Consider the following 23,504-nt stretch of genomic DNA (forward strand, 5'->3'; position numbering starts at 1 on the left):
TCGCCCGCACCTCGCGCGCTGGCATGGGCCACCATGGATGCCATGACCGTATGCCGCCTCGACCCCGCGTCGGCCGAGGCGCTCCGTGCCGCACCGGTGACCTACCGCTCCGACCAGCCGACCGAAGGGCAGCCCGGCGACGGGGGCCCGGGGTTCCATCGCTTCGCCGCGACGCGCGTGCTCGCCCGCCGCGACTTCGACGAGGCGGTGCGCGAGCTGTTCGGCTGGCAGCTGCAGTCACGGGCCGGCCTGCGGGTCGCCGCCTCCGAGCCCGTCGCCGAGGTCGGGACCGTCGTGTCGATGTCGCTCGGTGTCGGCCCGCTGGCCCTCCGGATCCCGTGCCGCGTCGTCGGGGTCGTCGACGAGCCGGGCAGGCGGGGGTTCGCCTACGCCACGCTGCCGGGGCACCCGGAGTGCGGCGAGGAGTGGTTCGTGCTCGAGCAGACGCCCGACGGCCGGGTGCGGCTCACGGTGAGTGCCGTCTCGAGGCCGGCGACGCTCCTGGCGCGGGTCGGCGGACCGGTGTCGCGGGCCGTCCAGCAGTGGATGACGCGCCGCTACCTCAGGGCCCTCGACGCGCCCGCGCCCCGCTGACGCAGACCTGCGACCTCAGCCCGCGACGACCACGATCTCGTTGCCCTCGGGGTCCGCGAGGCGCCAACGGGCACCGGCCTGTTCGAGGAGTCGGCCACCCACCGCGAGCACCGTCTCGACCCGCGCCGCCGCGGCGTCGGACGGCACCGCGAGCTCGACGTGGATGCGGTTGCGCTGCGTGCGGCGACCGGTCTCGGCGAGGTCGATCTGCTGGAACACCACCTCGGGCCCGAGCCGGTCCGGGTCGACGATGTCGGTGGTGTGGGCTCGCCGGTCCTCGACGTAGCTCAGCGCGGCGACCCAGCAGGCGCGCACCGCGGCGACGTCCGCCGCGTCGAGGAACAGCTGGACGAAGCGGGGCGCCGTCGGGTCGGCGACCGCCCCGAGGCCGCGGGCCGCGGCCTGGAGGACGACCGCCAGAGCGTCGAAGTCGACGTCCAGGCCGTGCGCCCCGGGGTCCCACCGGTCCTTGCCGCTGTCGAGGACGACGAGGCCGGGGCGCAGGTCGACGAGCAGCGGGAAGCCGACGTCGTCGGCGAGCCGGGCGGCGGCCGTCGCCAGGGCGACCTGCTCGCGCGTCGAACGGACCCGGTAGCAGGCCACGGCCGCGAAGACCTCACGCCAGTCGTCGGTCTCGGGCTGCTCCCCGAGCGACCCGCCGGGCACGAGGTCGACCTCGTTGCCGTCGGGGTCCCGGTGGCAGACGCCGTAGGGCCCGGACGGCTCCCCCGGGCGCACCTCCTCCACCACCGCTTCGGGCCGCACGACGTCGAGGTGGATGCGGTGCCGCTCCGTGCGTCGCTCGCGCGACGGCCGGATGCGCAGGGTCGGTCCACGTCCGAGCGGGTCGGTCAGCGTCGCTGGAGCCACGGCGTCGTAGCCCGTCACCCGCTGCCAGAACGTCGAGACCCCAGTCGGATTCGCGCTCTCGAAGACGACGCCCAGCTGCTGCAGTCGGCCGGGCTCGGCCGTCAGGCCGAGCCCGCGGGCAGCTTCCGACACGGTGCCCGCCTCGTCGGCCGCATCCACCCGGATGCGCACCCCACGGTCACGCAGCTCGATCCGGGCCTCGGGCGACGACGCGAGGGCACGTTCGGCCAGCACCGCCCCGGCGACGAGGGAGGGCGCGTCGAACCACGCCGTGGTGACACCGTCGATGACCCGCCAGTCCGAACCGGAAGAGCTCATGGAGACAACCTAGGCGCCCACCCGGACGATCCGCGGGCGCGAAGCCACCCCGACCGTCGCCCAGGCCCTGGCGACCGTCGGCGGGTTCGTCGCTCCGGGCGGCGGAAGTCGGTGACGTCGGGCAGGCGCGTGTAGCCGGCTGCGGCATACGTCGCCACGGCCGCCACGTTGCTGCTCGGCGTGCACACGGTCGCGCTCGACGCCCCCATCTCGCGCAGCGCGGCGGCTGCCGCCAGCGAGATCGCCGTGCCGTGGCCGTGCCCCTGGTGGTCGCGGTGCACGCCGACGGGCTCGAGCAGTCCGGGCCGGCCCCGGCCCGCCGACCAGACGGTGGCAGCCGCGACGGGAGTGCCGTCGGCATCGCGGCCGAGGAGGCAGCGGGCGTCGCGATAGGCCGGGGTGGCCGCCATCGCCTCCCACCGCTCCACGCTGAACGTCGAGTTGGCGAAGGCCCCCCGGTGCACGTCGACGCGCTCGAGCGCACTGTCACCGTCCACCACCTCGACCTGCAGCGCGGCATCCGGGACGGGCTCGGAGAGGCTGCGGCGCAACGGGGTCCACGGCTCGTCGGGAGTCCACCCCTCGACGGTGAGTCGTCGGCGCACGGCCGAGCCGGCGCGCATCTCGACCGAGGCAGTGCCCTCGGGCAGCACCCCGGCCGACGGGTCGGTCAGGTCGGCGACCAGTCGGGCGGCGACGTCCTCGTCGGTGTCGACCTCCGGGGACACCGCCATCCGCACCAGGGTCGGCCCGTCGAGCAGCCCGGCCGCGACGACCACGCCCTCTCGTCGCCAGAGCCGCACCGCGGCAGCCGTCCGCTCACCGCCGAGGCTCCAGTTCCAGCCGAGGTCACCCGGGTGCAGCTGCACGGGCGCGCCCTCACGCTGCCAGGACGCCAGCGCGGCGACGACGTCGTCGAGCTCGGCGAGGGTCGGGGTCTCGATCGCGATGGTCACGCGCGCCATCCAACGCCACGAGGCCCGTCGCCGCACAGCGATTATCGGCAGACGGGGCCGCGCTCAGTGGCGGTGGCTCACCGGCACGCGTCGCCGACGAACGCCTCGCACCACCAGCCCCAGGCCGGCGAGGCACGGCAGCGCGCCGACGACGAGCGCGCCCGCCCCGATGGCGATGCCGATCTCGCGCAGCGGGTTCGTCCGGTTGTCGGCCGAGAGGGCCCCCGTCAGGTACCAGGCGCCGTACCCCGCGACGACGGCGCCGGCCACCGCCAGCACGCACCCGAACGCGGTCACCCACGGCGAGGCCGTCCTGTCGTCACCCACGAGCTCCCCTGCCCTCGGCGGTCCATCGGTCCCGAGCACCGTACTGCCGGCGACCCCCCGGCGGGCGCGTTCCCCGGGCCCGTATGCCGTCAGCCCGTGAGGGACGGCCCCGTGGCCAGGGCGCCGAGGTAGTCCGCGAAGCCGCCGGGCGCGCGGCCCCGGGTGCGGCCCGACGTGCGCACGTGCACGGCTGACGAGGCGAGGAAGGTCGCGCCCGTCGACCGCGCGCGCTCGACGAGGCCGACGTCCTCGTGCAGCGCGACGGCGTCGAAGCCACCCGCCCGGCGGTAGGCCGAGAGCCGCACCCCGAGGTTGGCCCCGAACACGTGCGGGTGCCCGTCGCTCAGCGGGTGCAAGGACCACCACCGGGCGAGGGTCACCGGGTCGAGGTCGCCCGGGTCGGGCTCGACCGTGCCGGCCACGAGGTCGATGCCGCTGTCGGCGAGCACGACCTGGCGCACGAGCCAGTCGGCGGGCACGATCCCGTCGGCGTCGGTCGTCGCGAGCCAGTGACGGTCGGCCACCTCGTCCGCCACGCCTCCGGTCGCCCTCGTCACACCGTGCGCCCGGGCGGCACCGACGCAGCGCACGTCGAGCGACACCGCCCGCACCGCGGGGTGGTCCGCGACGGCGCGTGCCGAGCCGTCCGTGCACGCGTCGAGGACGACGGTGACCACGGCCAGTAGGTCCGGTCTGGCGAGCGCCAGCTCCGCGACGGCGACGTCAAGGGAGTGAAGCGCCCGCGGCAGGAGGGCCTCCTCGTCCTTAGCCGGGACCACGACGTGCACGTGGGACAGGGGCCGGGGCGCCCGCGACGCGGTCACGTCAGGTGGCCCGGTGGGCGGCGGTGCGCGACAGCACGTGCAGCGCGAAGTCGGCCTCGAGGTGGCTCGCGAGCACCGGCAGCTCGCTCTCGTGCTGCCAGATCTCGGCGACGCGAGCCCCGTCGAGCGGCCAGCCCTCGATCGGGTGCTGCCAGTGGCAGAGGACCACGACCCCGTCGGCAGTCAGGCAGGCGTCGACGCGGTGCACCAGCTGACGGAGGCGCTCGGGGCTGAGGAAGTAGCCGACCTCGGAGACGACGACGAGGTCGAAGGCGCCGTCGGGCCACTGCTCGGGCACGGTGCGGCGCAGCACCGTCACGCCCGCGTCGCCCGCCAGGCCTGCCTCGGCCGCCCGCACGGCGGCCTCGCTCTCGTCGACGACGACGAGCTCGTCGCACCGCCCGGCGAGGTCGGCCGCGAGCCGTCCGATCGAGCCGCCGACCTCCAGGGCCCGCGAATACCGTTGGTGCGGGAGGGATGCCAGGGTCACCGCACGCTTGCGCTCCTCGTACCAGCTCGTGCGCACGCTCCACGGGTCGTCGACGTCCTCGTGCAGCCGGTCGAGGCTGTCGTCCGCCAGCGGGCCGAGCGAGAGGAACGACTCGTGACCACGGTCGAAGTGGGCGAGCATCCCGTCGTGCAGGACGCGCTCGTCGCCAGCCTCGTCGGAGAGCCGCGCCACCTGGGTGCGGTGACAGGCGACGGCACCGGCCTTCGCCGTCCGCACCTCGTCGGGAAGCGGGACCACGTGCAGGTCGCCCCACGGGGCGTCGTCCGGCTCGCCCCAGTGCCAGAGCCACACGGGGTACTCCCACAACCGCGCGTCGGTGCGCCAGGCAGCCACCGCGGCCGCGCGCCCGGCGGCGTCGTGGTCGGTGTGCCCGTCGGCGCGCCACGGGGCGACGAGCAGGGTCTCGGGCCCGTCCTCGCGGACGAGGTCGACGATCGTCGTCACGACGTGGTCGACGTGCTCGGCGACCGAGCCGTCCGGCAGGCCCAGGCGCTCGAGCCGGGCGTGGGGCGCCAGCAGCCGCAAGGCCTCCCGCGACTCCTCGACGCGGAGGCGAGCGAGCTCGTCGGACGTCGTCGTCGGTGAGGCCGGGTGGGAGCCCTCCCCGTCGGTGAGCAGCACGAGGCACACCTCGAGCCCCGCCGCGGCCGCCAGGGCGATGAGCCCACCGGCCGCCAGCGTCTCGTCGTCCGGGTGGGCGGCGACGACGACGAGTCGCCGGACGCCGAGGTCGGCCAGGCCGGGGGTCTTCGCGACGCGGCTCCAGCCGGGCGCCGAGCTCCACCGGGCCTCGGGCGTGCCCGACTCGTCGTGCGTGAAGGTGCGCACCGGGGCCGTCACCAGGCGCTCCCGTCGCCGGTCTCGAGCAGGAGCTTGCCGAGGGCCGCCTCGTCGCGCTCGGCGTGCTCCTGGCGCAGGTAGAGGGTGAGGTCGGCGACCCGCGCCGCGTGGTCGGCCTCGAGGGCCAGCGGCGCCGGTCCCGTCGCGTGCCCGACCAGCCGCAGCACCTCCTCGCCGGTCTCGGCGACGACGTGGCGCACCCGCAGGGCGAGGGCGGCACCGGCTGCGCCGGACGCGCGGCCACCGTCGATCTCGGCCGCGGCGGTCACGAGCGTGCTGCGCGCGGCCCAGAGCGCCGCGTCGACCGCCCCGAGGTGCTGCTGCGCGATCTGGTCCGGTTCCCGGCCCTGGCGGAGCAGTCGCCGGGCCACGCCGACCGCACCGCCGAACCACACCGCCGCCACGCCCATGCCGCCCCAGGCGAAGCCGGGGCGCTCGAGGTACCAGCCCTGCTCACCCACCGGCGTCGCCTCGGTGCCGTCGAAGGTCACGGGACCACTCGGCACGTCGGGCAGGCCCCGGGCGTGCCAGGCGGCGGGCGCGACGGTCACGCCGCGCTCGCGCCCGAGGCGGACGGCATACAGTCGCCGGGTGGGGCCGTCCCAGGCGGTGACGAGCGCGTGGCTGAGGCGACCTGCGAGCGAGCACCACGGCTTGGTGCCGTGCAGGCGCACCGTGCCGCCGTCGTCTCGCGCCTCGAGCCGGACACCGGGGCCCTCCGCCGCGAAGACGCCCCACGTCGCTCCCCCGGCGTCACCGTCCGCCACCTCGTGACCGGCGTCCCGCGCCTCGGCCAGGATGGCGCGCGCGTCGAGGTGCGGCTCGACGGCGCGGGCGGCGGTGAGGCTGGTGGCCGCGACGGTGGCGAGCGCCTCCCACAGCTGCAGGGTGGACCCCCGTCCCGGCAGCGGGAAGGCGTCCGCGTGGCGGCGCACGAGCGCGAGGGCGGCGAGCGGATCAGCGTCCGCCGTGAGGTCGTGGGCGAGCTCGGCGACAGACCCGTCCGGAGCGGTGTCGAGTCCCAGCCACACGGGGCGGGCGGGGGCATCGGGAGGGGTGGGCGTCACCGTGCCCTCATACCCATTGCCGCGACGTTGCCCCGGCCGACCCCGTGGGGTGGGAGCACAGCCCGGTCCGGGGATACCTGCACCGAGCACCCAGCGGCCTGACCTATCGTCATGGCATGGACCTGGGGGTGCGAACGAGTCGGCGTGCCGCCGTGCTCTCGGCCCTGCTGATGGCGGCCTGTGCCGTGGCCGCGTCGTGGACGGCCTCCGCGACCCACGCGGCACCCGCACCTGCGCGCCCGACGGTCGCGACGGCATCCGGCACCGGGACCGCGACGGAGCGCACCGGGCTCGGCATCTCCGCGTTCTTCGTCCTCCCCGCACCGACGGTCGCGGCGAACGAGCGCCAGCTCCGCGAGATGGGCGCCGACGCGATCACCTTCGGCCACCGTGTCGAGCCCGCGGCGCGATCGAGCTTCCCGTCGGAGGTGCAGCGACTCATCGGCTCCCGCACGCCGTACGCGTACGCCGGGGGCCTCAGCTGGCGCCCCTCGGCGCTGCGCCCGGGTGACGAGCAGGTGCGCATCTGCTGGGTCACGTGGACCGTGACCGACACCGGCCGCGGCACGGTCGTCGTCTCGTCGGACGCCGACGACCGCCAGGGCGCGCTCGTCCGTGCCGGGAACGCCCTGGGCGCCAAGACGATCCTCGGCCTGCCGGCGCCGCGGGCCGGGTCGCAGGACGGCGTGGCCTACCTGCCCGACACGAGCTACCTGCCCACCCTCGCGGCCTTCACGCAGCGTTTCGTGGTGGAGGCACGCGCGGAGGGGGCGGACGGCTTCTACCAGCACGTCGAGATGCCGGTGACCGACACGCGCACGTGGAACCCGGTGCGGCAGCTCTACGCCTCGCAGAACGCCGCGGTGAGCCGGGCGTGGCCGCGGGCGCTCGTCGTGCTCTCGCCCTACCTCGAGGCCCGGCGTGACAAGGCCTTCGTGACGCCCGAGCAGGCGGCCCGTGGCGCGACGATGCTCGCCGCGACGGCCAGCGGCACGCGGCTCGTGCTCGCGCCGCAGGACGGCCTCGGCACCGGCACGACGGCGCTGGCGTCCGACTCGTCGACGGCGGCGGGGCACGTCGCACCCCTCGAGAGCTACCTGAGGGCGATGCGCGCCGCAGTCGGCACGCGGCTCTGGGTCAACGTCGAGCTGATGCGGCCCACCCCGGGTGGCGCCCCCGGGGCGCGCGAGGCGACGACGCGGTCACGCGTGCTCGAGCAGCTCGCCGCCGAGCAGCCCCACGTCAGCGGCGCCATCGCCTTCATCTGGGACGACCGCACCCGCGACATCGGCGCCGTCCAGGTCGTCGACGGCATGGCGGGCCTCAGCGACGGCTTCGGCACCACCGGCCACTGACCTCGCGTACGGGCCCCGGCAGGCGTGCTGGATGAGCGGACGGATGATGCTGCGGACGAACCTGCACCAGATGGGGTGATCACCACACCGAACGCAGGATCATCCGCGGCTTCATCTGCAGGTTCATCCGGCGCGGGGCGCGCGTCGGTGGTGTCCTCGGTGGTGTCCTCGGCGGCGTCGTCATCGGAGCACCGTAGCCCGCGGACGTCGCGCGCGGGCGATGTTGGCCTCAGCCGCCGATGGCGGACATCGGGCGGTCGGGCTGGACGAAGTCGGGGTCGCCGATGCCGTGGCCGCGGCGCTTGCGCCACATCTCGCCGCGCACCAGGCCGAGCAGCTCGTCGTCGGTCGCCCCCTCGCGGAGCGGCCCGCGCAGGTCGGTCTCCGTCGTCGAGAAGAGGCAGTTGCGCACCTGGCCGTCGGCCGTGAGGCGGGTGCGGTCGCACGCGGCGCAGAACGGGGAGCTGACGCTCGCGATGATGCCGACCGTCTCGGGCCCGCCGTCGACGAGGAAGCGCTCGGCCGGGGCGCTGCCGCGGTCGGCCGCCGGCAGCGGCGTGAGCTCCCAGCGCTCCGAGAGCCGTTCGCGGATTTCGTCGGCGGAGATCATCTGCGTGCGGTCCCACGCGTGCTGGGCGTCGAGCGGCATCTGCTCGATGAACCGCAGCTCGTAGCCACGCTCGAGGCACCAGGCGAGCACGTCGGCGACCGACTGGTCGTTGATGCCGCGCATGGCGACCGCGTTGACCTTGACGGGGGTGAGCCCCGCGTCGGCCGCGGCCTTGAGGCCGGCCTCCACGTCGGCGAGCCGGTCGCGCCGCGTGAGCTGGGTGAAGGTCTCGGAGTCGATGGTGTCGAGGCTGACGTTGACCCGGTCGAGCCCCGCCTCCTTGAGCCCGAAGGCGACCCGCTCGAGCCCCACGCCGTTCGTCGTCATGGCGATCTTCGGGCGCGGCTCGAGCGCCGCGATGCCCGCCACGAGCTCGACGAGCGACCGGCGCAGCAGCGGCTCGCCGCCGGTGAGGCGCACCTGGGTGACCCCGTCGCGCACGAAGATGCCGATGACGCGCAGCAGCTCCTCGTCGCTCAGCATCTCGGCCCGCGGCATCCACGGGAGCCCCTCGGCCGGCATGCAGTACGTGCAGCGCAGGTTGCAGCGGTCGGTGACCGACACGCGCAGGTCACGCGCCACCCGGCCGAACTGGTCGACGAGGCCGCCGGGGCGCACGCTCGGGTCGGGTAGGCGGGTCATGGGCCCCACTCTAGGCCGGGGTACCGTCAATCCGTGTTTCGACTCTGGCTGACCCGGCGGTGGCTGCTGTGGACCCTCGTCGCCGTGCTCTTCGGGGTCGCCTGCTACTACCTCGGCCTGTGGCAGTGGCACCGCCACGTCGAGCAGCGCACCAAGGTCGACGCGATCGCGCGCAACTACGGCGCCGCGCCCGTCGCCTTCTCCCCCGGTCTCGTGGCCTCCCCGCTCCCCCCGGAGCGCCAGTGGACGCGGGTCACGCTCACCGGCACGTATGCCGTCGGCACCGACCTGCTCGTGCGCAACCGCACGCTCGACGCGACGGTGGGGTTCGAGGTGCTGACGCCGCTGCAGGCCGACGGGCTGACGCTGCTCGTCGATCGCGGCTGGGTGCCCAACGCCGCGAACGCCGAGACGAGCCCGGCCGTCGACCCACCGCCGTCGGGCCAGGTCGAGGTGACCGGGTGGCTGCGCACCGGCGAGGTCAGCCTCGGGCGCGACCTGCCCCCGCCGCAGCTCGCGAGCATCAACCTCACCGACGCACGGGCCCGCGTGCCCGCGCTCAGCGACGTAGACGCCTACCTCGTGCTCGGCGCGCAGCAGCCTGCCGCGGTCGCCGGCCCCCACCCGCTGCGGCTGCTGCCGAAGCCCGAGGAGGACCTCGGGCCGCACCAGGCGTACGCCTACCAGTGGTGGCTCTTCATGCCCGGTGGCGTCGCCTTCATCTTCTTCGCGGTCCGCCGGGAGGCGGCCGCGGGGCGTGCGCTCGCCGCCGGGCCCGACGCACCGGTCAAGCCCAAGAAGGTCCGGATCTGGGACGAGGAGGACGCCTGATGCAGATGCGACTCGAGCTGGTGCCACTGCCGACGACGGACGTCGACGCGAGCAAGGCCTTCTACACCGACGGCATGGGCTTCGTGCTCGACCACGACGTCGAGCCGGGCAACGGCATGCGCGTCGTCCAGCTGACGCCTCCGGGGTCGAGCTGCTCGATCGTCATCGGGGTCGGCATGAGCGCACCCGACGCACCGCGCGTGCAGAACCTCCATCTGGTCGTCGACGACATCGACGAGGCGCGGGGGACGTTGCGCGACAACGGGGTCGACGTCTCCGACGTGCAGGACATGGGCGGCGTCAAGTACGCCCACCTGAGCGACCCCGACGGCAACACGTGGGCGCTGCAGCAGCTGCTGCACTGACGCCCGGGCCGGCGCGGCCCGCGCGGGCACCGCGACCTCTGACGGGCCCGCCCGGCTGACCGCGGCGCTCAGACCGCGCCCTCGCACTCGTGCAGCACGTCGACCCGGCGGAAGCCGAAGCGCTCGTTCGTGCGCTGCATGGCGACGTTGCCCTGCTCGGTGTGGGTCTGCAGCCAACGACGCCCGGCCACCCGCTCCCCCAGCGACGCGAGCTGGCGCAGGTTGGCCGCCTTGAGCGCCGCGCCGAGCCCGCGCCCCCGGTGCGCCCGGTCGACGAGGGTGTCGTCCTGCAGCACGAAGTCGGGGTCGTGCGCCGAGACGAACAGCTCGGTGTAGCCCGCACCGCCGCCGTCCGCGGTCAGCACGACCGACCGCACCTTCGTCCACCCCTGCTCGGCCATCCGCACGTCTGAGGTGCGGATGCGCTCGACGTCGACGACCGATGCCGAGCGCGTCAGCTCCCCCGTCGGCACGTCCTCGTTCATCTGCGTGCGCATTCGCGCCCACTCCGGCGCGAGGTCGTCCGGGCACGGACCCGTGAACGAGACGACGCGGTACCCCTCGGGCACCTGGGCCGCATCGGTGAGCCGCCCGAGCCGGTCCGGGTCGTAGGGCAGGTCGACGAGCAGCCGGTCCTCGGCGCTGACGCTGCCCAACCCGTGCCGCCGCGCGAACGCTCCGCCGCACCAGTCCTCGAAGGCCACCCCTGCCGGCACGTAGACCTCGGTCTGCGCGACGGTGCGGCCGTGCTCGCGCGCCACCGCACGCACCTCGGCGGCGACCAGGTCACCCGCGCCGCGACGGCGGTGCACCGGCCGCACCCCGAGCACCACCGAGAGCGTGTCGGTGTCGTCGACGAGCGGGAGCGACACCTCCGCGCCACCGACGACGACGCCACCGTCGAGCGCCGCCACGATCACGTATGCCGTCCGGTCGGCCGGGCGCGCCAGGTAGGTCCGCGTCGCCTCCCACGACTCCCACCAGGCCGGCTCGCGGTCGGCCAAGTGGGCGTCACGCACGGCCTCGTGCCAGTCACGCAGCAGCGGGTCGTCGGCCGTCAGGCGTCGCGTCGTCAGCACCGCCCCATCCGACCCGAGGAGCAGTCGGGGGCGCAACCGGATTCGTGGCGGCGCACCACGGCCCGGCTCCCGAGGGGGCGCGGACAACCCCGACGACCCCCGACGATCCCCGGCCGACCCTCGAGAGCGGGTCAGACGCGGGCCACGGCCTCGGGGACGTCGTCCGATGCGTCAGGGCCCGCCTCGTGCTCGGCGCGCTCGACGGCCTGGTCGTCGAACTGCGTCGCGTGCAGATCCGCGTAGAGCCCACCGGCGGCGAGCAGCTCGGCGTGGCGGCCCGTCTCGACGACGCGGCCGTGGTCGAGCACGACGATGAGGTCGGCCTGGCGGATCGTCGACAGGCGGTGGGCGATGACGATCGAGGTGCGCCCCTCGAGCGCGGCGTCGAGCGCCCGCTGCACCGCGACCTCCGACTCGGAGTCGAGGTGGGCGGTGGCCTCGTCGAGCACGACGACGTCGGGCGCCTTGAGCAGCAGCCGGGCGATGGCGAGGCGCTGCTTCTCACCGCCGCTCAGCCGGTGACCGCGGTCGCCGACGACGGTGTCGAGGCCCTCGGGCAGCTCGTCGACGAGGTCGCTGATCTGCGCAGCGCGCAGCGCGGCGTGGATCTGCTCGTCGGTGGCGTCGGCCCGTGCGTAGAGCAGGTTGGCGCGGATCGTGTCGTGGAACAGGTGCGCCTCCTGCGTCACGACCCCGACGCGCTCGCGCAACGAGGTCATCGTCACGTCGCGCAGGTCGACCCCGCCGACGCGCACGACGCCCTCGCTCGGGTCGTAGAGCCGCGAGACGAGCGAGGTGAGCGTCGTCTTGCCGGCCCCCGACGGGCCGACGAGCGCGACGAGGTGGCCGGCCGGCGCCGAGACGGTGATGTCGTGGAGCACCGCGCCGCTCCCCCGGCGGTCGCCCGAGGCGACCGACTCGAGCGAGGCGAGCGACACCTCGTCGGCGGACGGGTAGCGGAAGCCCACGTGGTCGAGCTCGACACCGAGCGGCCCGACGGGCAGCGCCACCGCTCCCGGGCGCTCCTTGACGAGCGGCTCGAGGTCGAGCACCTCGAAGACGCGCTCGAACGAGATGAGCGCCGTCATGATGTCGACGCGGACGTTGGAGAGCGACGTCAGCGGGCCGTAGAGGCGGCCGAGGAGCGCCGACAGGGCGAGCAGCGTGCCGACCGAGAGCGTGCCACCGACGGCCATGATGCCGCCGAAGCCGTAGACCATCGCCGTGGCGAGGGCGGCGACGAGGGTCAGCGCGGCCATGAAGATCGTGCGGTTAAGCGCGATCTGGATGCCGATGTCGCGCACGCGTCCGGCGCGGTCGGCGTACTCGGCCTCCTCGCGCGCCGGGGTGCCGAAGAGCTTCACGAGCAGGGCACCGGCGACGTTGAAGCGCTCGGTCATCCGGGTGCCCATGTCGGCGTTGAGGTTCATCTGGCGGTGCGACAGGCTGGCGAGCCGCCGGCCCATCACCTTGGCCGGGATGAGGAAGAGCGGCACGAGCAGCAGCGAGCCGAGCGTCAGCTGCCACGACAGCGCGAGCATGGCGCCCACGACGAGCACGACGGAGACGATGTTGCTCACGACGTTGGACAGCACCGAGGTGAACGCCTGCTGGGCGCCGACGACGTCGTTGTTGAGGCGCGAGACGAGCGAGCCGGTCTGTGCCCGGGTGAAGAAGGCGATCGGCTGACGGAGCACGTGCCCGAAGACCTGGGTGCGCAGGTCGTTGATGAGACCTTCACCGATGCGCGAGGAGTACCACCGCGAGATGACGGTGAGCACGGCGTCGAGCACGGCGATGGCGGCCACGACGAGCGCGAGCCGCACGACGACCGAGGAGTCCTGCGGGATGACGCCGTCGTCGACGAGGCTCTTGAGCAGGAGCGGCACGGTGACGACGAGCACCGAGTCGAGCACCACGACCGCGAGGAAGGCGATGATCGCCCGACGGTAGGGGCCGGCATACGTGAGCACGCGGCGGCGGGTGCCCGGCGAGAGGCTCCGCTCGGTCACCGACGAGTCACGCGACATCGATCGGATCGCCATCCACGGCTGCATGCCCACTGCTCAGACCTCCTTGCGTCCCTTCATCCAACCGCGCGGCACCGACAGCGATTCCCCGGGCCATCCGTAGGCAAGGTCGCTCAGGCGTCCGCGCCCCCGAGCAGACCCTGCAGCAGACCCGTCTGGGCCTCCCGCTCCCGGGCCAGCTGCGCGTCACGCCCGCCCTCCATCGCGCCGCGCAGCAACGGCTTGAGCGCGAGCAGCGCCGGGGCCGGTGCGGCCAGCAGCGCGTCGACGAGCGACTCGGTGGCCTCCTCGAGGTCCGCAGCGGGTGCGAGCGAGCCGACGAGCCCGATGCCGTGCGCCTCGGGCGCCGTGATCCGGCGGCCGGTGGCGCACATCTCGAGGGCCCGCGCGTAGCCGACCAGGTGCACGAGCGGACCGGTGCCGCCGAGGTCGGGCACGAGCCCGAGACTCGTCTCGCGCATCGCGAACCACGAGTCGAGGGCCGCGATGCGCAGGTCGGCGGCGAGGGCGAGCTGGAAGCCGGCGCCGATGGCGTAGCCGTGCACCTGCGCGACGACGACCGCCGGGCACTGCGCCCACGCCGTGAAACCCTCCTGGTAGGCCGCGATGCCGCGCTGGATCCCCTCGGCGCCCCCGGCCGCGAGCGCGGCGATGCTCTCCTCGCCCGGCACCCCCTCGGGCGTGAACATCGCGGTGTCGATGCCGGCCGAGAACGCCTCGCCGGCGCCGCGCAGCACGACGACGCGCACGTCGTCGGGCACCGACCGCGCCTCCTGTGCGAGCGCGGCCCACAGCGACGGCGTCTGCGCGTTGCGCTTCTCCGGGTGGTCGAGGGTGAGCGTGCGGACGGGCCCGTCGGTCTCCACGGCCAGGTGCGGATGCGTCATGCCCGCAGGCTACCCGCGCCACAGCACCCTTCCCGGAAGCCGTCAGGCCGCGGCGACCCCGACGGAACGGTTCGCGCCGACGACCTGCAGCACGCCCCAGCCGCTCACCGCGGCCGGCTGCACGAGCTCCACGCGGAAGACGCGCATGCATCCCAGGCACGACCAGGCGGAGGTCGGGTCGGGGAAGGGCGTCACGTCGTCGCCCGAGCAGAACGGGCAGCGCAGGTGGTGGTCGGTCGGCATGACACCCAGTGTCCGGTCGGGGCCACCCAGATGCAATAACCGTCCATTATGCAAGCCAGAGCATTCGATTATGCATGCCGCCGGGCCCTCCTGATGTTCACTGCCCGAGCGCGCCGATCGCCCGGGCGACGACGAGGAGCGAGGTGAGCAGCGCCGCCGTCGCCTCGAGACCCATGAGCGCCTTGGCGCGCGGGGTCAGCGGCATGGTGTCCGTCGGACTGAAGGCGCTGGAGTTCGTCAGGGAGACGTAGATGTAGTCGACGAGCTCCGGCCGCCAATTGCTCCGAGCGCTCGACGTTGCAGCGACCTCGGTGACCGTGTCCTGGTTCTCGTCCTGGGAGAAGCGCCAGTCGGCGGGCGGCAGCCGGTCGCGGGCGAGCGTGTGCCGGGCGACCGGGCCGCCCCGGTCCACCTCCCAGAAGAGCAGGCCGAAGCCGATGACGTTCGTCAGCCACACCTGCATCCCGGCGACCAGGAGCGGCATGCCACCCGGCTCGCCCGACGTCAGGGTCCGGACGAGCATGCCGAGGGCGACGAGGTTGGTCGCGATGACGACGCAGGCGAGGGCGATCGAGGTCGCGCGCGACCACCGGGTCTGGCGGACCATCCGCCGGGGGTTCGTCAGCAGCAGGGCGCCGAGCAGCACGAGCTCGACGGCCGGGATCGCGAGGCGTGGGCCGACGAGCAGGCTCTCGGGAAGCACGGCGTACGTCAGTGCGGCGACGAGCACCGCGAGAGCCGGCCAGAGGCGGTTCTCCCCCGTGCTGGAGCGTGACTCGCGACGCCGCCGTCGCCGCCCGCCACCGCCCCGGCCGTCAGGAACCATGACGCCACGGTAGCGCCGGCGTGCGACACGGCCCGGGAGACGAGCCGGCGGACGTGCCGGAGGGCGTCAGGCGAGCGAGATGAGGTCCATGTAGTCGGGGCCCCAGAGGTCCTCGACGCCGTCGGGCAGGAGCAGGATGCGCTCGGGCTCGAGCGCGTCGACGGCTCCCTCGTCGTGCGTGACGAGCACGACGGCGCCCTCGTACGTCTTGAGCGCGCCGAGGATCTCCTCGCGCGAGGCGGGGTCGAGGTTGTTGGTGGGCTCGTCGAGCAGCAGCACGTTGGCCGAGCTGACGACGAGCATGGCGAGCGACAAACGCGTCTTCTCCCCGCCGGAGAGCACCCCGGCCGGCTTCTGGACGTCGTCGCCGGAGAAGAGGAACGAGCCGAGCACCTTGCGCACGTCGGTCTCGCCGAGCTCCGGCGCGGCCGACTTCATGTTCTCGAGCACGGTGCGGGACACGTCGAGGTTCTCGTGCTCCTGGGCGTAGTAGCCGAGGCGCAGGCCGTGGCCGGGCTCCACCTCACCGGTGTCGGGGGTGTCGACGCCGGCGAGCATCCGCAGCAGGGTCGTCTTGCCGGCACCGTTGAGGCCGAGCACGACGACGCGGCTGCCGCGGTCGATGGCGAGGTCGACGTCGGTGAAGACCTCGAGCGAGCCGTAGGTGCGCGACAGGCCCGAGGCTCGCAGCGGCGTCTTGCCGCACGCGGCCGGCTTCGGGAAGCGCAGCTTGGCCACCTTGTCCTGCACGCGCTCGCCCTCGACGCCGGCGAGCAGGCGCTCGGCGCGCTTGGCCATGTTCTGCGCAGCGGTCGCCTTGGTGGCCTTGGCCCGCATCTTGTCGGCCTGCGCGAGCAGCGCGCCGGCCTTCTTCTGCGCGTTCTGCAGCTCACGGCGACGGCGCTTCTCGTCCGTCTCCCGCGCCTGGAGGTAGGTCTTCCAGTTGACGTTGTAGACGTCGAGCGCCGAGCGGTTCGCGTCGAGGTGGTAGACCTTGTTGACGACGGCGTCGAGCATCTCGGCGTCGTGGCTGATGATGATGAGTCCGCCCTTGTAGGCGCGGAGGTACTCCCTCAGCCAGGTGATCGAGTCGGCGTCGAGGTGGTTGGTCGGCTCGTCGAGCAGCAGGGTCTCGTTGCCGGAGAAGAGGATCCGCGACAGCTCGACCCGGCGTCGCTGACCGCCGGAGAGCGTGCCGAGCGGCTGGCCGAGGATGCGCTCGTCGAGCCCGAGCGCGCTCGCGATCGAGGCGGCCTCGGACTCGGCGGCGTAGCCGCCCTGGGCCTCGAACTCGACCTCGAGGCGCGAGTACTTGCGCATCGCCTTGTCGCGCACCGCGTCGTCGTCGCTGCCCATGCGCACCTCGGTCTCGGACCGGCGTCGCACGATGTCGTCGAGGCCGCGGGCCGAGAGGATGCGGTCGCGGGCGAGCATCTCGAGGTCGCCGGTGCGCGGGTCCTGGGGCAGGTAGCCGACGGCGCCGGTGCGCGTCACGGTGCCCCCGGCGGGCTGACCCTCGCCCGCGAGCACCTTCGTCAGGGTGGTCTTGCCGGCGCCGTTGCGGCCGACGAGGCCGATGCGGTCGCCGGAGTCGATGCGGAAGCTGGCGTCCTCGACGAGCAGGCGCGCTCCCGCACGCAGCTCGATCCCGGTGGCGACGATCACGGCATTCCTCCTATCGGTGCCGCACTACGTCAGCGGCCGGACAACCCCACCAGTCTAGGAGCCGCGGAGGGGTGCTCTCGACGCGTCAGGCGTGCGGCCGCCTCGTGGCAGGCGTCACAGCCGCACGTCGTCGGCACCGACCGGCATGAGCACGGAGGAGCCGGCGCCCTCGCCGCGGACGGCGAGCGGACGGCGCGGACCGTCGAGCACGAGCGCGACCTCCGCGAGCGGCACACCGACTCGGCGCAGCGGCGCGGACCTCACCGATCGTCAGCAGGCGTCGGCGGGGAGGTCGTCGTCGGGGCGCGGGATGGCCGGCACGGGCGCGAGACCGGGCCCTCGACCGGGTCGAAGGTCAAGACCCGTAACGACGTGGACACATCGATGCCTCACCATGGGGGCCATGAACAGCCCCCTCCCTCACGGTGAGCCTCTGAGCGCGGAGCACGCGCGGCTCGTCGACTCTCCCGGCCACGACGCCCCGTGGCGCCTCTGGGGCCCCTACCTCTCCGGCCGGCAGTGGGGCACGGTGCGCGAGGACTACTCGGCCGGCGGCAACGCGTGGTCGGAGTTCCCCTTCGACCAGGCGGTCTCGCGCGCCTACCGCTGGGGCGAGGACGGCCTCGGCGGCATCAGCGACCGCTTCGGCTTCCTCAACTTCTCGGTGGCGCTCTGGAACGGCAAGGACCCGATCCTCAAGGAGCGCCTCTTCGGCCTGACGAACGAGGAGGGCAACCACGGCGAGGACGCCAAGGAATACTGGTGGGCCCTCGACGGCACGCCCACGCACTCGTGGATGCAGTGGCTCTACCGCTATCCGCAGGCCGAGTTCCCCTACGAGCAGCTGCGCCGCGAGAACCGCGAGCGCACCCGTGACGAGCGCGAGTTCGAGCTCGGCGACACCGGCATCCTCGACGACCACGAGTTCTTCGACGTGACGATGACGTATGCCAAGGCCGGGCCCGACGACATGTGCATCCGCATCTCGGCGACGAACCACGGGCCGGAGGCCGCGCCCCTGCACCTGCTGCCGACGATCTGGCTGCGCAACACGTGGGGCTGGGGCGTCGACGACCGCGTCACCGAGCTGCGCGAGATCCGCCGCAACGGCAGGCCTCCCCGCGGCTACCGGGCCGCCGAGGTGACGCACGGCTTCCTCGGGCGCTACGTGCTCGCCGCCTCCGGGACGCCCACGACCCTCTTCTGCGACAACGAGACCAACGCCAAGCACCTCTTCGGCGAGCAGGCCCTGGCCAACCAGTCGCTCTACCCCAAGGACTCGATCAACCAGCGCGTCGTGCACGGCCGTCGGCACGCCGTCAACCCCGGCGGCTACGGCAGCAAGTGCTCGTTCTGGTACCACTTCGACTCCGTCGGCCCCGGCGAGACCGTGAGCGTCGACCTGCGCCTCGCGACCGGCGACCCGAACCTCGACTGGTTCGGGGAGCCGTTCGAGGAGGTGCTCGGCGCGCGGCGCGAGGAGGCCGACGAGTTCTACGGCCACGTCATCGACGCCTCGCTCGACGAGGAGGACCGGCACGTCGCGCGCAGGGCGTATGCCGGCCTGCTCTGGGGCAAGCAGCTCTACCGCTACGACGTGCGCCAGTGGGCCGAGGGCGACCCGGTCGGCCCGGCGGTCTCCGAGAGCCGCAAGAAGGGCCGCAACGAGCACTGGAAGCACCTCGCCCTCGCGGACGTCATCTCGATGCCCGACGAGTGGGAGTACCCGTGGTTCGCCGCGTGGGACCTCGCCTTCCACACGATCCCGCTCGCGCACGTGGACCCGGAGTTCGCCAAGGAGCAGCTGCTCCTCATGTGCCGCGAGTGGGCCATGCACCCGAACGGCCAGCTGCCGGCATACGAGTGGGAGTTCGGCGACGTCAACCCGCCCGTGCACGCGTGGGCGGCCTGGCACGTCTACCGCATCGACGGCTACCGCGACCGCGAGTTCCTCGTGCGCGTCTTCACCAAGCTGCTGCTCAACTTCGCGTGGTGGGTCAACCGCAAGGACGCCAACGGCAGCAACCTCTTCGAGGGTGGGTTCCTCGGGATGGACAACATCGGCCTGTTCAACCGCTCCGCGCCGCTGCCGCCCGGGTTCCGGCTCGAGCAGAGCGACGCGACGAGCTGGATGGCCTTCTACTGCCAGCAGATGCTGAAGATCGCGCTCGAGCTGGCTCGCACCGACAAGGCCTGGGACGACGTCGCGACGAAGTTCCTCGAGCACTTCCTCTCCATCGCGCAGGCCATGCGGCACTTCGGCTCGAGCGACAAGAGCCTCTGGCACGAGGAGGACGGCTTCTACTACGACGTGCTCGTCCAGCCGGACGGCCGGGCGCCGCACATGCGGGTGCGCTCGATGGTGGGCCTGCTGCCGATCCTCGGCGCGACCGAGATCCCGTCGTGGGTCGTCGACGAGTGCCCCGACGTGACCAGCCGGTTCCACTGGCTGCAGGAGCGCCGGCCCGAGCTCGTCAAGCCGATGCTGGCGCGCGAGGACGGCAAGATGCTGCTGACGCTCGTGCCGCCGAAGCGGCTGCGGCGCATCCTCGAGCGGATGTTCGACACCGAGGAGTTCCTCTCCCCCTACGGCATCCGGTCGCTCTCGGCCGCGACGCGCCAGGCCGTGACGGCCACGCTGGGCGACGAGACGGTGTCGATCGAGTACGAGCCCGGCGAGTCGCGCACCGGCATGTTCGGCGGCAACTCGAACTGGCGTGGGCCCGTGTGGTTCCCGACGAACGTGCTGCTCGCCGACAAGCTGCGCACCTACGGGCGCTTCTTCGGTGACGACTTCCGCATCGAGGTGCCCACGGGCTCGGGCAACTGGTGCACGCTCGACGAGGCGGCCGACGTCGTCGACGGCGGGCTCGCCGCGCTCTTCCGCCCGGTCGACGGCCGACGTCCCTCCGACGGCAAGCGCATCGAGTCCTCCCCCGACCCGCTGTGGTCGGCGCACCCGACGTTCTCGGAGTTCTTCGACGGCGACACCGGCGAGGGCCTCGGCGCCACGCATCAGACCGGGTGGACCGCGCTCGTCGCGCACCTGCTCAACCCGCGGCTCCCGCCGGACCCCCGCACGATGGGCTGGGCCTGAGCCGGGCAGGGCTGCGCGAGGCGAGTCGGCGAGCCGGTCGCCCTCCGGTAGCGTGAGCCAGCGTGACCTCGCCCATCTCCGTCCGTGACATCAGCCCCGCCGAGCACCTTGCGTGGCTGCGCACCCAGCCGTCGGCGAGCTTCCTCCAGACGCCGGCGTGGGCCGACGTCAAGAAGGAGTGGCGCGCCGAGTCGGTCGGGTGGTTCGAGGACGGCACGATGATCGGCGCCGCGCTCGTACTCCACCGAGCGCTGCCCAAGGTGAAGCGGTCGCTCGCCTACGTGCCCGAGGGGCCCTGCATCGACTGGTCGTCGCCGCGCCTCGTCGAGCTGCTCCGCGCGCTGCGCGACCACCTCAAGGCCAAGGGCGCGTTCGCCCTGCGCATCGGCCCGCCGGTCGCCACGCACCGCTGGGGCACGGCGACGATCAAGGCCGCCATCGCCGACCCGGCCGTGCGCCGCTACGACGAGGCCACGCCCGACGTCGTCGAGCCGGTCGGCACGGCCGTCGTCGCCGAGCTGCGGCGGCTCGGCTTCAAGCACCTCAGCCCCGACGACGGCTTCGCCGCGGGGCAGCCCGAGTTCGTCTTCCAGGTGCCGCTCGCGGGCCGCACGGAGGCCGACGTGCTCGCCGGCATGAACCAGCTGTGGCGGCGCAACATCAAGAAGACGGCGAAGAACGGCGTCACGGTGCGCGTCGGCGACGCGTCCGACCTGCCCGCGTTCCACCGCACCTACGTCGAGACGGCCGAGCGCGACCGCTTCACGCCGCGCGGTCTCGCCTACTTCGAGCAGATGCATGCCGCCCTGTCGGCCGAGGACCCCGAGCGGATCCGCGTCTACCTCGCCGAGCACGAGGGCGACGTCCTCGCCGCGACGGTCTTCATCCGCGTCGGCGAGCACGCCTGGTACTCCTACGGCGCGTCGACCTCGGCCAAGCGCGAGCTGCAGGGCTCGACCGCGATCCAGTGGCGGATGATCCAGGACTCGATCGCGGCCGGCGCCACCGTCTACGACCTGCGCGGCATCACGAACACCGTCGACGAGGCGAACCCGCACATCGGGCTGATCCGCTTCAAGGTCGGCACGGGCGGCGAGGCCGTGCGACTCGCCGGCGAATGGGACCTCCCCCTGAACCGCCTGCTCTACAAGGCTTTCGACCTCTACATGAAGCGGCGGTGACCGGTCGTGTCGTTCGTCCTCCACGTCGACGGTGAGCGCTGGCGGGCCGGTCTCGACCGGGTCGTCGCCGAGCGCCCCGGCATCGTGCCCGTCATCAAGGGCAACGGCTACGGCTTCGGGCGCAACCTGCTCTGCGCAGAGGCCTCACGCCTCGGCGCGCCGACGATCGCGGTCGGCACGTACGCCGAGGTGCCCGAGGCCCTCGCGGCGTTCGGCGGCGACGTGCTCGTCATGGAGCCCTACCGCGCGGCGATCCACGCCGGGCTGCCCGATCTGCTGAACACGCGGCTCGTGCACACGGTGACGACGTCCGTCGACGTGGAGAGCCTGCGTGGCGTGCTCGCCGAGGCCCGCGTCGTCGTGGAGGGCCTGACCTCGATGAACCGCTTCGGCGCGCCGGTCGGCGAGGTCGGCGACCTCGCGGCGGCGGCCGACGCCGTCGGCGTGACGCTGCACCTGCCGCTCGGCACGGGGCACGTCGAGGAGATCGCGCGCTTCATCGCCGCCGTCCCGAGGGTGCAGACGTGGTTCGTCTCGCACGTCTCCACCCGTGAGCTCGCCACGCTGGCAGAGCGATTCCCCGACCACACCTTCCGGCCCCGCATCGGCACCGACCTCTGGTACGCCGACAAGGGCTCGTACGAGGTGCGGGCCCACGTGCTCGACGTCCGGCCCGTGGCCAAGGGGACCCGGGTGGGCTACCGCCAGCGCCCGGTCGCCGGCGGCCACCTCGTCGTCGTCAGCGGCGGCACCTCGCACGGCGTCGCCATGGAGAGCCCCTCGTCGGCGGCGACGCTGCGCTCACGTGCGATCGCGGTGACGGAGGGGGTGCTCGAGGCGGCCCACCGGGTGCGCTCGCCGTTCACAGTGTCGGGCACGACGCCGCGCTTCGCCGAGCCACCCCACATGCAGTGCAGCCTGCTCGTGCTCCCCGAGGGTGCCACGCCACCGCGTGTCGGCGACGAGGTGCCGGTGCGCATGCGCCTCACGACGACCGCCCCGGACGCCGTCGTCATCTCCTGACCTACCGCGGGCCGGGACGTGCGTCACTCCCGGGACAGCGGCGGCCGGCCGTGGTGGACTGGGGCGGTGACGCTCGGACTCCAGCGGCTGCGCCTGTGGTGGGAGAACGCGTCCTGGGTCATCCCCCTCGCCGGCATCGTCGGCGCGGCAGCCCTGTCGCAGGCCATCGTCCAGCTCGACCAGGACGTGGCCGACCCGGAGCGCGGGCTGCTCTCGGCGTCGTCCGCCCAGACGCTGCTCTCCGCCATCGGTGGCGGCATGGTGACCTTCACCGGGTTCGTCTTCTCGGTCGTCCTCCTCGTCATCCAGTTCGGGTCGTCGGCCTACTCCCCCCGCACCGTCACCTACTTCATGCGGGCCCGCAGCACCCAGTGGGTGCTCGCCTGCTTCCTCGGCACGGTCACCTTCTCGTTCCTCACGCTCTTCAGCATCGGTTCCGGTCGGCAGGAGTCGTTCGTCCCGTTCTTCGGCACCGCGACCGCCGTGCTCCTGCTCGTCCTCAGCCTCGTCGGCTTCCTCGTGCTCATCTCGTCGGTCTCGACCCGGATCAAGGTCGACGCCCTACACACCTCCATCGGCGCCATGGCCCGCCGCCGGCTGCGTCGACGGCACGCGGCGGCCACCGGCCGGGGCGCCCGGCCGGAGGAGCCCGACGACGACCTGGCCATCGAGGGCGGGGTCGTGGTGCGCTACGCCGGGCGACCCGGCCAGCTGGTCGCCGTCTCGGTCGGGCACCTCGGGCGCCTCGTGCGCCGGGACGGTGTGCACGTCCGCGTGCTCGTCCGGGTCGGCGACGGCGTGTCGGTCGGCTCCCCGATCGCCCTCGTGGCCGCCGCGGACGCCCGACCCTCCGACCGTGAGCTCAGCCGCTGCCTGCTCGTGCGCCACGAGCGGTCGCTCGCGCACGATCCGCTGTATGCGCTGCGCCTCCTCACCGACGTCGCGCTCAAGGCGCTGTCGCCCGGGATCAACGACCCCACGACCGCGGTGCGATCGCTCGACGAGGTCGAGGGGGTGCTCCGGGTGGCCGCCGCACTGCCGTTGGGCGCCGCCGTCATCGACGCGGGTCGCGGCAGCGTGCAGCTGCGCGGGGCGACCTGGGCCGACGTGGTCGACCTCGCCCTCCTCGAGGTCGTCGAGGCCGGGATCTCGCAACCTCAGGTGACCCGTCGACTCAGCGCGCTGCTCGCGGACCTGATCGCCGACCTTCCGGTCGCGCTCCACGCCCCGCTCGTCCGGCACACCCGTCGGCTGACGGACGAGGTGAGGGCTGCGCACCCCCGGGACCACGAGCTCTGGCTGACCGGCGACCGGCAGGGCCTCGGCGGCTCCCGGTGACCGACGGCACGGCGACCGCACCGCT

22 protein-coding genes are annotated in these 23,504 nt (G+C 73.5%); 8 read left to right on the top strand and 14 right to left on the bottom strand.

Translation table 11 applies throughout. The features are described from left to right. Nucleotides 1-33: 33 nt before the first annotated feature. Nucleotides 34-594 carry a DUF1990 domain-containing protein gene (locus ABD979_RS18175; protein ID WP_345508923.1) on the top strand — a complete coding sequence of 187 codons (561 nt, stop codon included), beginning with the start codon at nucleotides 34-36 and terminating at the stop codon, nucleotides 592-594. 15 nt (nucleotides 595-609) lie between these two features. Here ABD979_RS18175 and ABD979_RS18180 read toward each other — a convergent pair whose 3' ends face one another. The 6 genes from ABD979_RS18180 to ABD979_RS18205 all read right to left on the bottom strand — a co-directional run bounded on the left by ABD979_RS18180 (nucleotide 610) and on the right by ABD979_RS18205 (nucleotide 6,307). Beyond that, the gene (locus tag ABD979_RS18180; protein WP_345508924.1) at nucleotides 610-1,782 is read right to left on the bottom strand and encodes a VOC family protein; all 1,173 of its coding nucleotides are present in this window, start codon (nucleotides 1,780-1,782) and stop codon (nucleotides 610-612) included. Then, a complete protein-coding gene (locus ABD979_RS18185; protein WP_345508925.1) occupies nucleotides 1,779-2,738 on the bottom strand; it encodes a GNAT family N-acetyltransferase in 960 nt (319 codons plus the stop codon). Before ABD979_RS18185 ends, ABD979_RS18180 begins: the two co-directional genes overlap by 4 nt. 63 nt (nucleotides 2,739-2,801) lie before the next feature. Continuing rightward, nucleotides 2,802-3,065, bottom strand: coding sequence for a hypothetical protein (locus ABD979_RS18190; RefSeq protein ID WP_345508926.1), 264 nt, complete (start codon nucleotides 3,063-3,065; stop codon nucleotides 2,802-2,804). Between the two features lie 89 nt (nucleotides 3,066-3,154). Then, a complete protein-coding gene (locus ABD979_RS18195; RefSeq protein WP_345508927.1) occupies nucleotides 3,155-3,844 on the bottom strand; it encodes a glycosyltransferase family 2 protein in 690 nt (229 codons plus the stop codon). A gap of 46 nt (nucleotides 3,845-3,890) precedes the next feature. Then, nucleotides 3,891-5,240: a PIG-L family deacetylase gene (locus tag ABD979_RS18200; protein WP_345508928.1), complete on the bottom strand. Its 1,350-nt coding sequence runs from the start codon at nucleotides 5,238-5,240 to the stop codon at nucleotides 3,891-3,893. After that, nucleotides 5,237-6,307: an acyl-CoA dehydrogenase family protein gene (locus tag ABD979_RS18205; protein ID WP_345508929.1), complete on the bottom strand. Its 1,071-nt coding sequence runs from the start codon at nucleotides 6,305-6,307 to the stop codon at nucleotides 5,237-5,239. Before ABD979_RS18205 ends, ABD979_RS18200 begins: the two co-directional genes overlap by 4 nt. 116 nt (nucleotides 6,308-6,423) lie before the next feature. On the opposite strand from ABD979_RS18205, the gene ABD979_RS18210 reads away from it, so the two are divergent. Then, on the top strand, nucleotides 6,424-7,662 hold the full coding sequence (locus tag ABD979_RS18210) for a hypothetical protein (protein ID WP_345508930.1): 1,239 nt from the start codon (nucleotides 6,424-6,426) through the stop codon (nucleotides 7,660-7,662). A gap of 229 nt (nucleotides 7,663-7,891) precedes the next feature. On the opposite strand, the gene moaA is transcribed toward ABD979_RS18210, so the two are convergent. Further along, nucleotides 7,892-8,914: a GTP 3',8-cyclase MoaA gene (gene moaA / locus ABD979_RS18215; protein WP_345508931.1), complete on the bottom strand. Its 1,023-nt coding sequence runs from the start codon at nucleotides 8,912-8,914 to the stop codon at nucleotides 7,892-7,894. A gap of 33 nt (nucleotides 8,915-8,947) precedes the next feature. Here moaA and ABD979_RS18220 point away from each other — a divergent pair, with 33 nt between their 5' ends. Together ABD979_RS18220 and ABD979_RS18225 are read left to right on the top strand one after the other, a co-directional pair. After that, entirely contained in the window at nucleotides 8,948-9,745 is a 798-nt protein-coding gene (locus ABD979_RS18220) for an SURF1 family cytochrome oxidase biogenesis protein (protein WP_345508932.1), read from the top strand. Next, the gene (locus ABD979_RS18225; protein ID WP_345508933.1) at nucleotides 9,745-10,110 is read left to right on the top strand and encodes a VOC family protein; all 366 of its coding nucleotides are present in this window, start codon (nucleotides 9,745-9,747) and stop codon (nucleotides 10,108-10,110) included. The genes ABD979_RS18220 and ABD979_RS18225 overlap by 1 nt, the downstream gene beginning before the upstream one ends. Nucleotides 10,111-10,178: 68 nt before the next feature. Here the strand turns inward: ABD979_RS18225 and ABD979_RS18230 are convergent, their stop codons facing one another. The 7 genes from ABD979_RS18230 to ABD979_RS18260 all read right to left on the bottom strand — a co-directional run bounded on the left by ABD979_RS18230 (nucleotide 10,179) and on the right by ABD979_RS18260 (nucleotide 17,104). Further along, on the bottom strand, nucleotides 10,179-11,189 hold the full coding sequence (locus tag ABD979_RS18230; protein ID WP_345508934.1) for a GNAT family N-acetyltransferase: 1,011 nt from the start codon (nucleotides 11,187-11,189) through the stop codon (nucleotides 10,179-10,181). 131 nt (nucleotides 11,190-11,320) lie between these two features. Further along, nucleotides 11,321-13,246, bottom strand: coding sequence for an ABC transporter ATP-binding protein (locus tag ABD979_RS18235; RefSeq protein WP_345508935.1), 1,926 nt, complete (start codon nucleotides 13,244-13,246; stop codon nucleotides 11,321-11,323). Nucleotides 13,247-13,332: 86 nt separating this feature from the next. Continuing rightward, on the bottom strand, nucleotides 13,333-14,106 hold the full coding sequence (locus ABD979_RS18240) for an enoyl-CoA hydratase/isomerase family protein (protein WP_345508936.1): 774 nt from the start codon (nucleotides 14,104-14,106) through the stop codon (nucleotides 13,333-13,335). Nucleotides 14,107-14,148: 42 nt separating this feature from the next. Continuing rightward, a complete protein-coding gene (locus ABD979_RS18245) occupies nucleotides 14,149-14,349 on the bottom strand; it encodes a hypothetical protein (RefSeq protein WP_345508937.1) in 201 nt (66 codons plus the stop codon). A 97-nt stretch (nucleotides 14,350-14,446) separates the two neighbouring features. Further along, nucleotides 14,447-15,175 carry a hypothetical protein gene (locus ABD979_RS18250; RefSeq protein WP_345508938.1) on the bottom strand — a complete coding sequence of 243 codons (729 nt, stop codon included), beginning with the start codon at nucleotides 15,173-15,175 and terminating at the stop codon, nucleotides 14,447-14,449. A 66-nt stretch (nucleotides 15,176-15,241) separates the two neighbouring features. After that, complete coding sequence (locus tag ABD979_RS18255; RefSeq protein ID WP_345508939.1) at nucleotides 15,242-16,840, bottom strand: ABC-F family ATP-binding cassette domain-containing protein; 1,599 nt, start codon at nucleotides 16,838-16,840, stop codon at nucleotides 15,242-15,244. Nucleotides 16,841-16,954: 114 nt separating this feature from the next. After that, the gene (locus ABD979_RS18260; protein ID WP_345508940.1) at nucleotides 16,955-17,104 is read right to left on the bottom strand and encodes a hypothetical protein; all 150 of its coding nucleotides are present in this window, start codon (nucleotides 17,102-17,104) and stop codon (nucleotides 16,955-16,957) included. A gap of 139 nt (nucleotides 17,105-17,243) precedes the next feature. Here ABD979_RS18260 and ABD979_RS18265 point away from each other — a divergent pair, with 139 nt between their 5' ends. The 4 genes from ABD979_RS18265 to ABD979_RS18280 all read left to right on the top strand — a co-directional run bounded on the left by ABD979_RS18265 (nucleotide 17,244) and on the right by ABD979_RS18280 (nucleotide 23,479). After that, entirely contained in the window at nucleotides 17,244-19,937 is a 2,694-nt protein-coding gene (locus tag ABD979_RS18265) for an MGH1-like glycoside hydrolase domain-containing protein (protein WP_345508941.1), read from the top strand. A gap of 62 nt (nucleotides 19,938-19,999) precedes the next feature. Next, nucleotides 20,000-21,118, top strand: a complete 1,119-nt coding sequence (locus ABD979_RS18270; RefSeq protein WP_345508942.1) for a lipid II:glycine glycyltransferase FemX — start codon at nucleotides 20,000-20,002, stop codon at nucleotides 21,116-21,118. Between the two features lie 6 nt (nucleotides 21,119-21,124). After that, the gene (locus ABD979_RS18275; RefSeq protein ID WP_345508943.1) at nucleotides 21,125-22,141 is read left to right on the top strand and encodes an alanine racemase; all 1,017 of its coding nucleotides are present in this window, start codon (nucleotides 21,125-21,127) and stop codon (nucleotides 22,139-22,141) included. Between the two features lie 66 nt (nucleotides 22,142-22,207). Continuing rightward, on the top strand, nucleotides 22,208-23,479 hold the full coding sequence (locus tag ABD979_RS18280) for a DUF2254 domain-containing protein (RefSeq protein WP_345508944.1): 1,272 nt from the start codon (nucleotides 22,208-22,210) through the stop codon (nucleotides 23,477-23,479). Nucleotides 23,480-23,504: the final 25 nt, after the last annotated feature.

This window comes from Terrabacter aeriphilus (assembly GCF_039542985.1).
GTDB lineage: Bacteria > Actinomycetota > Actinomycetes > Actinomycetales > Dermatophilaceae > Terrabacter > Terrabacter aeriphilus.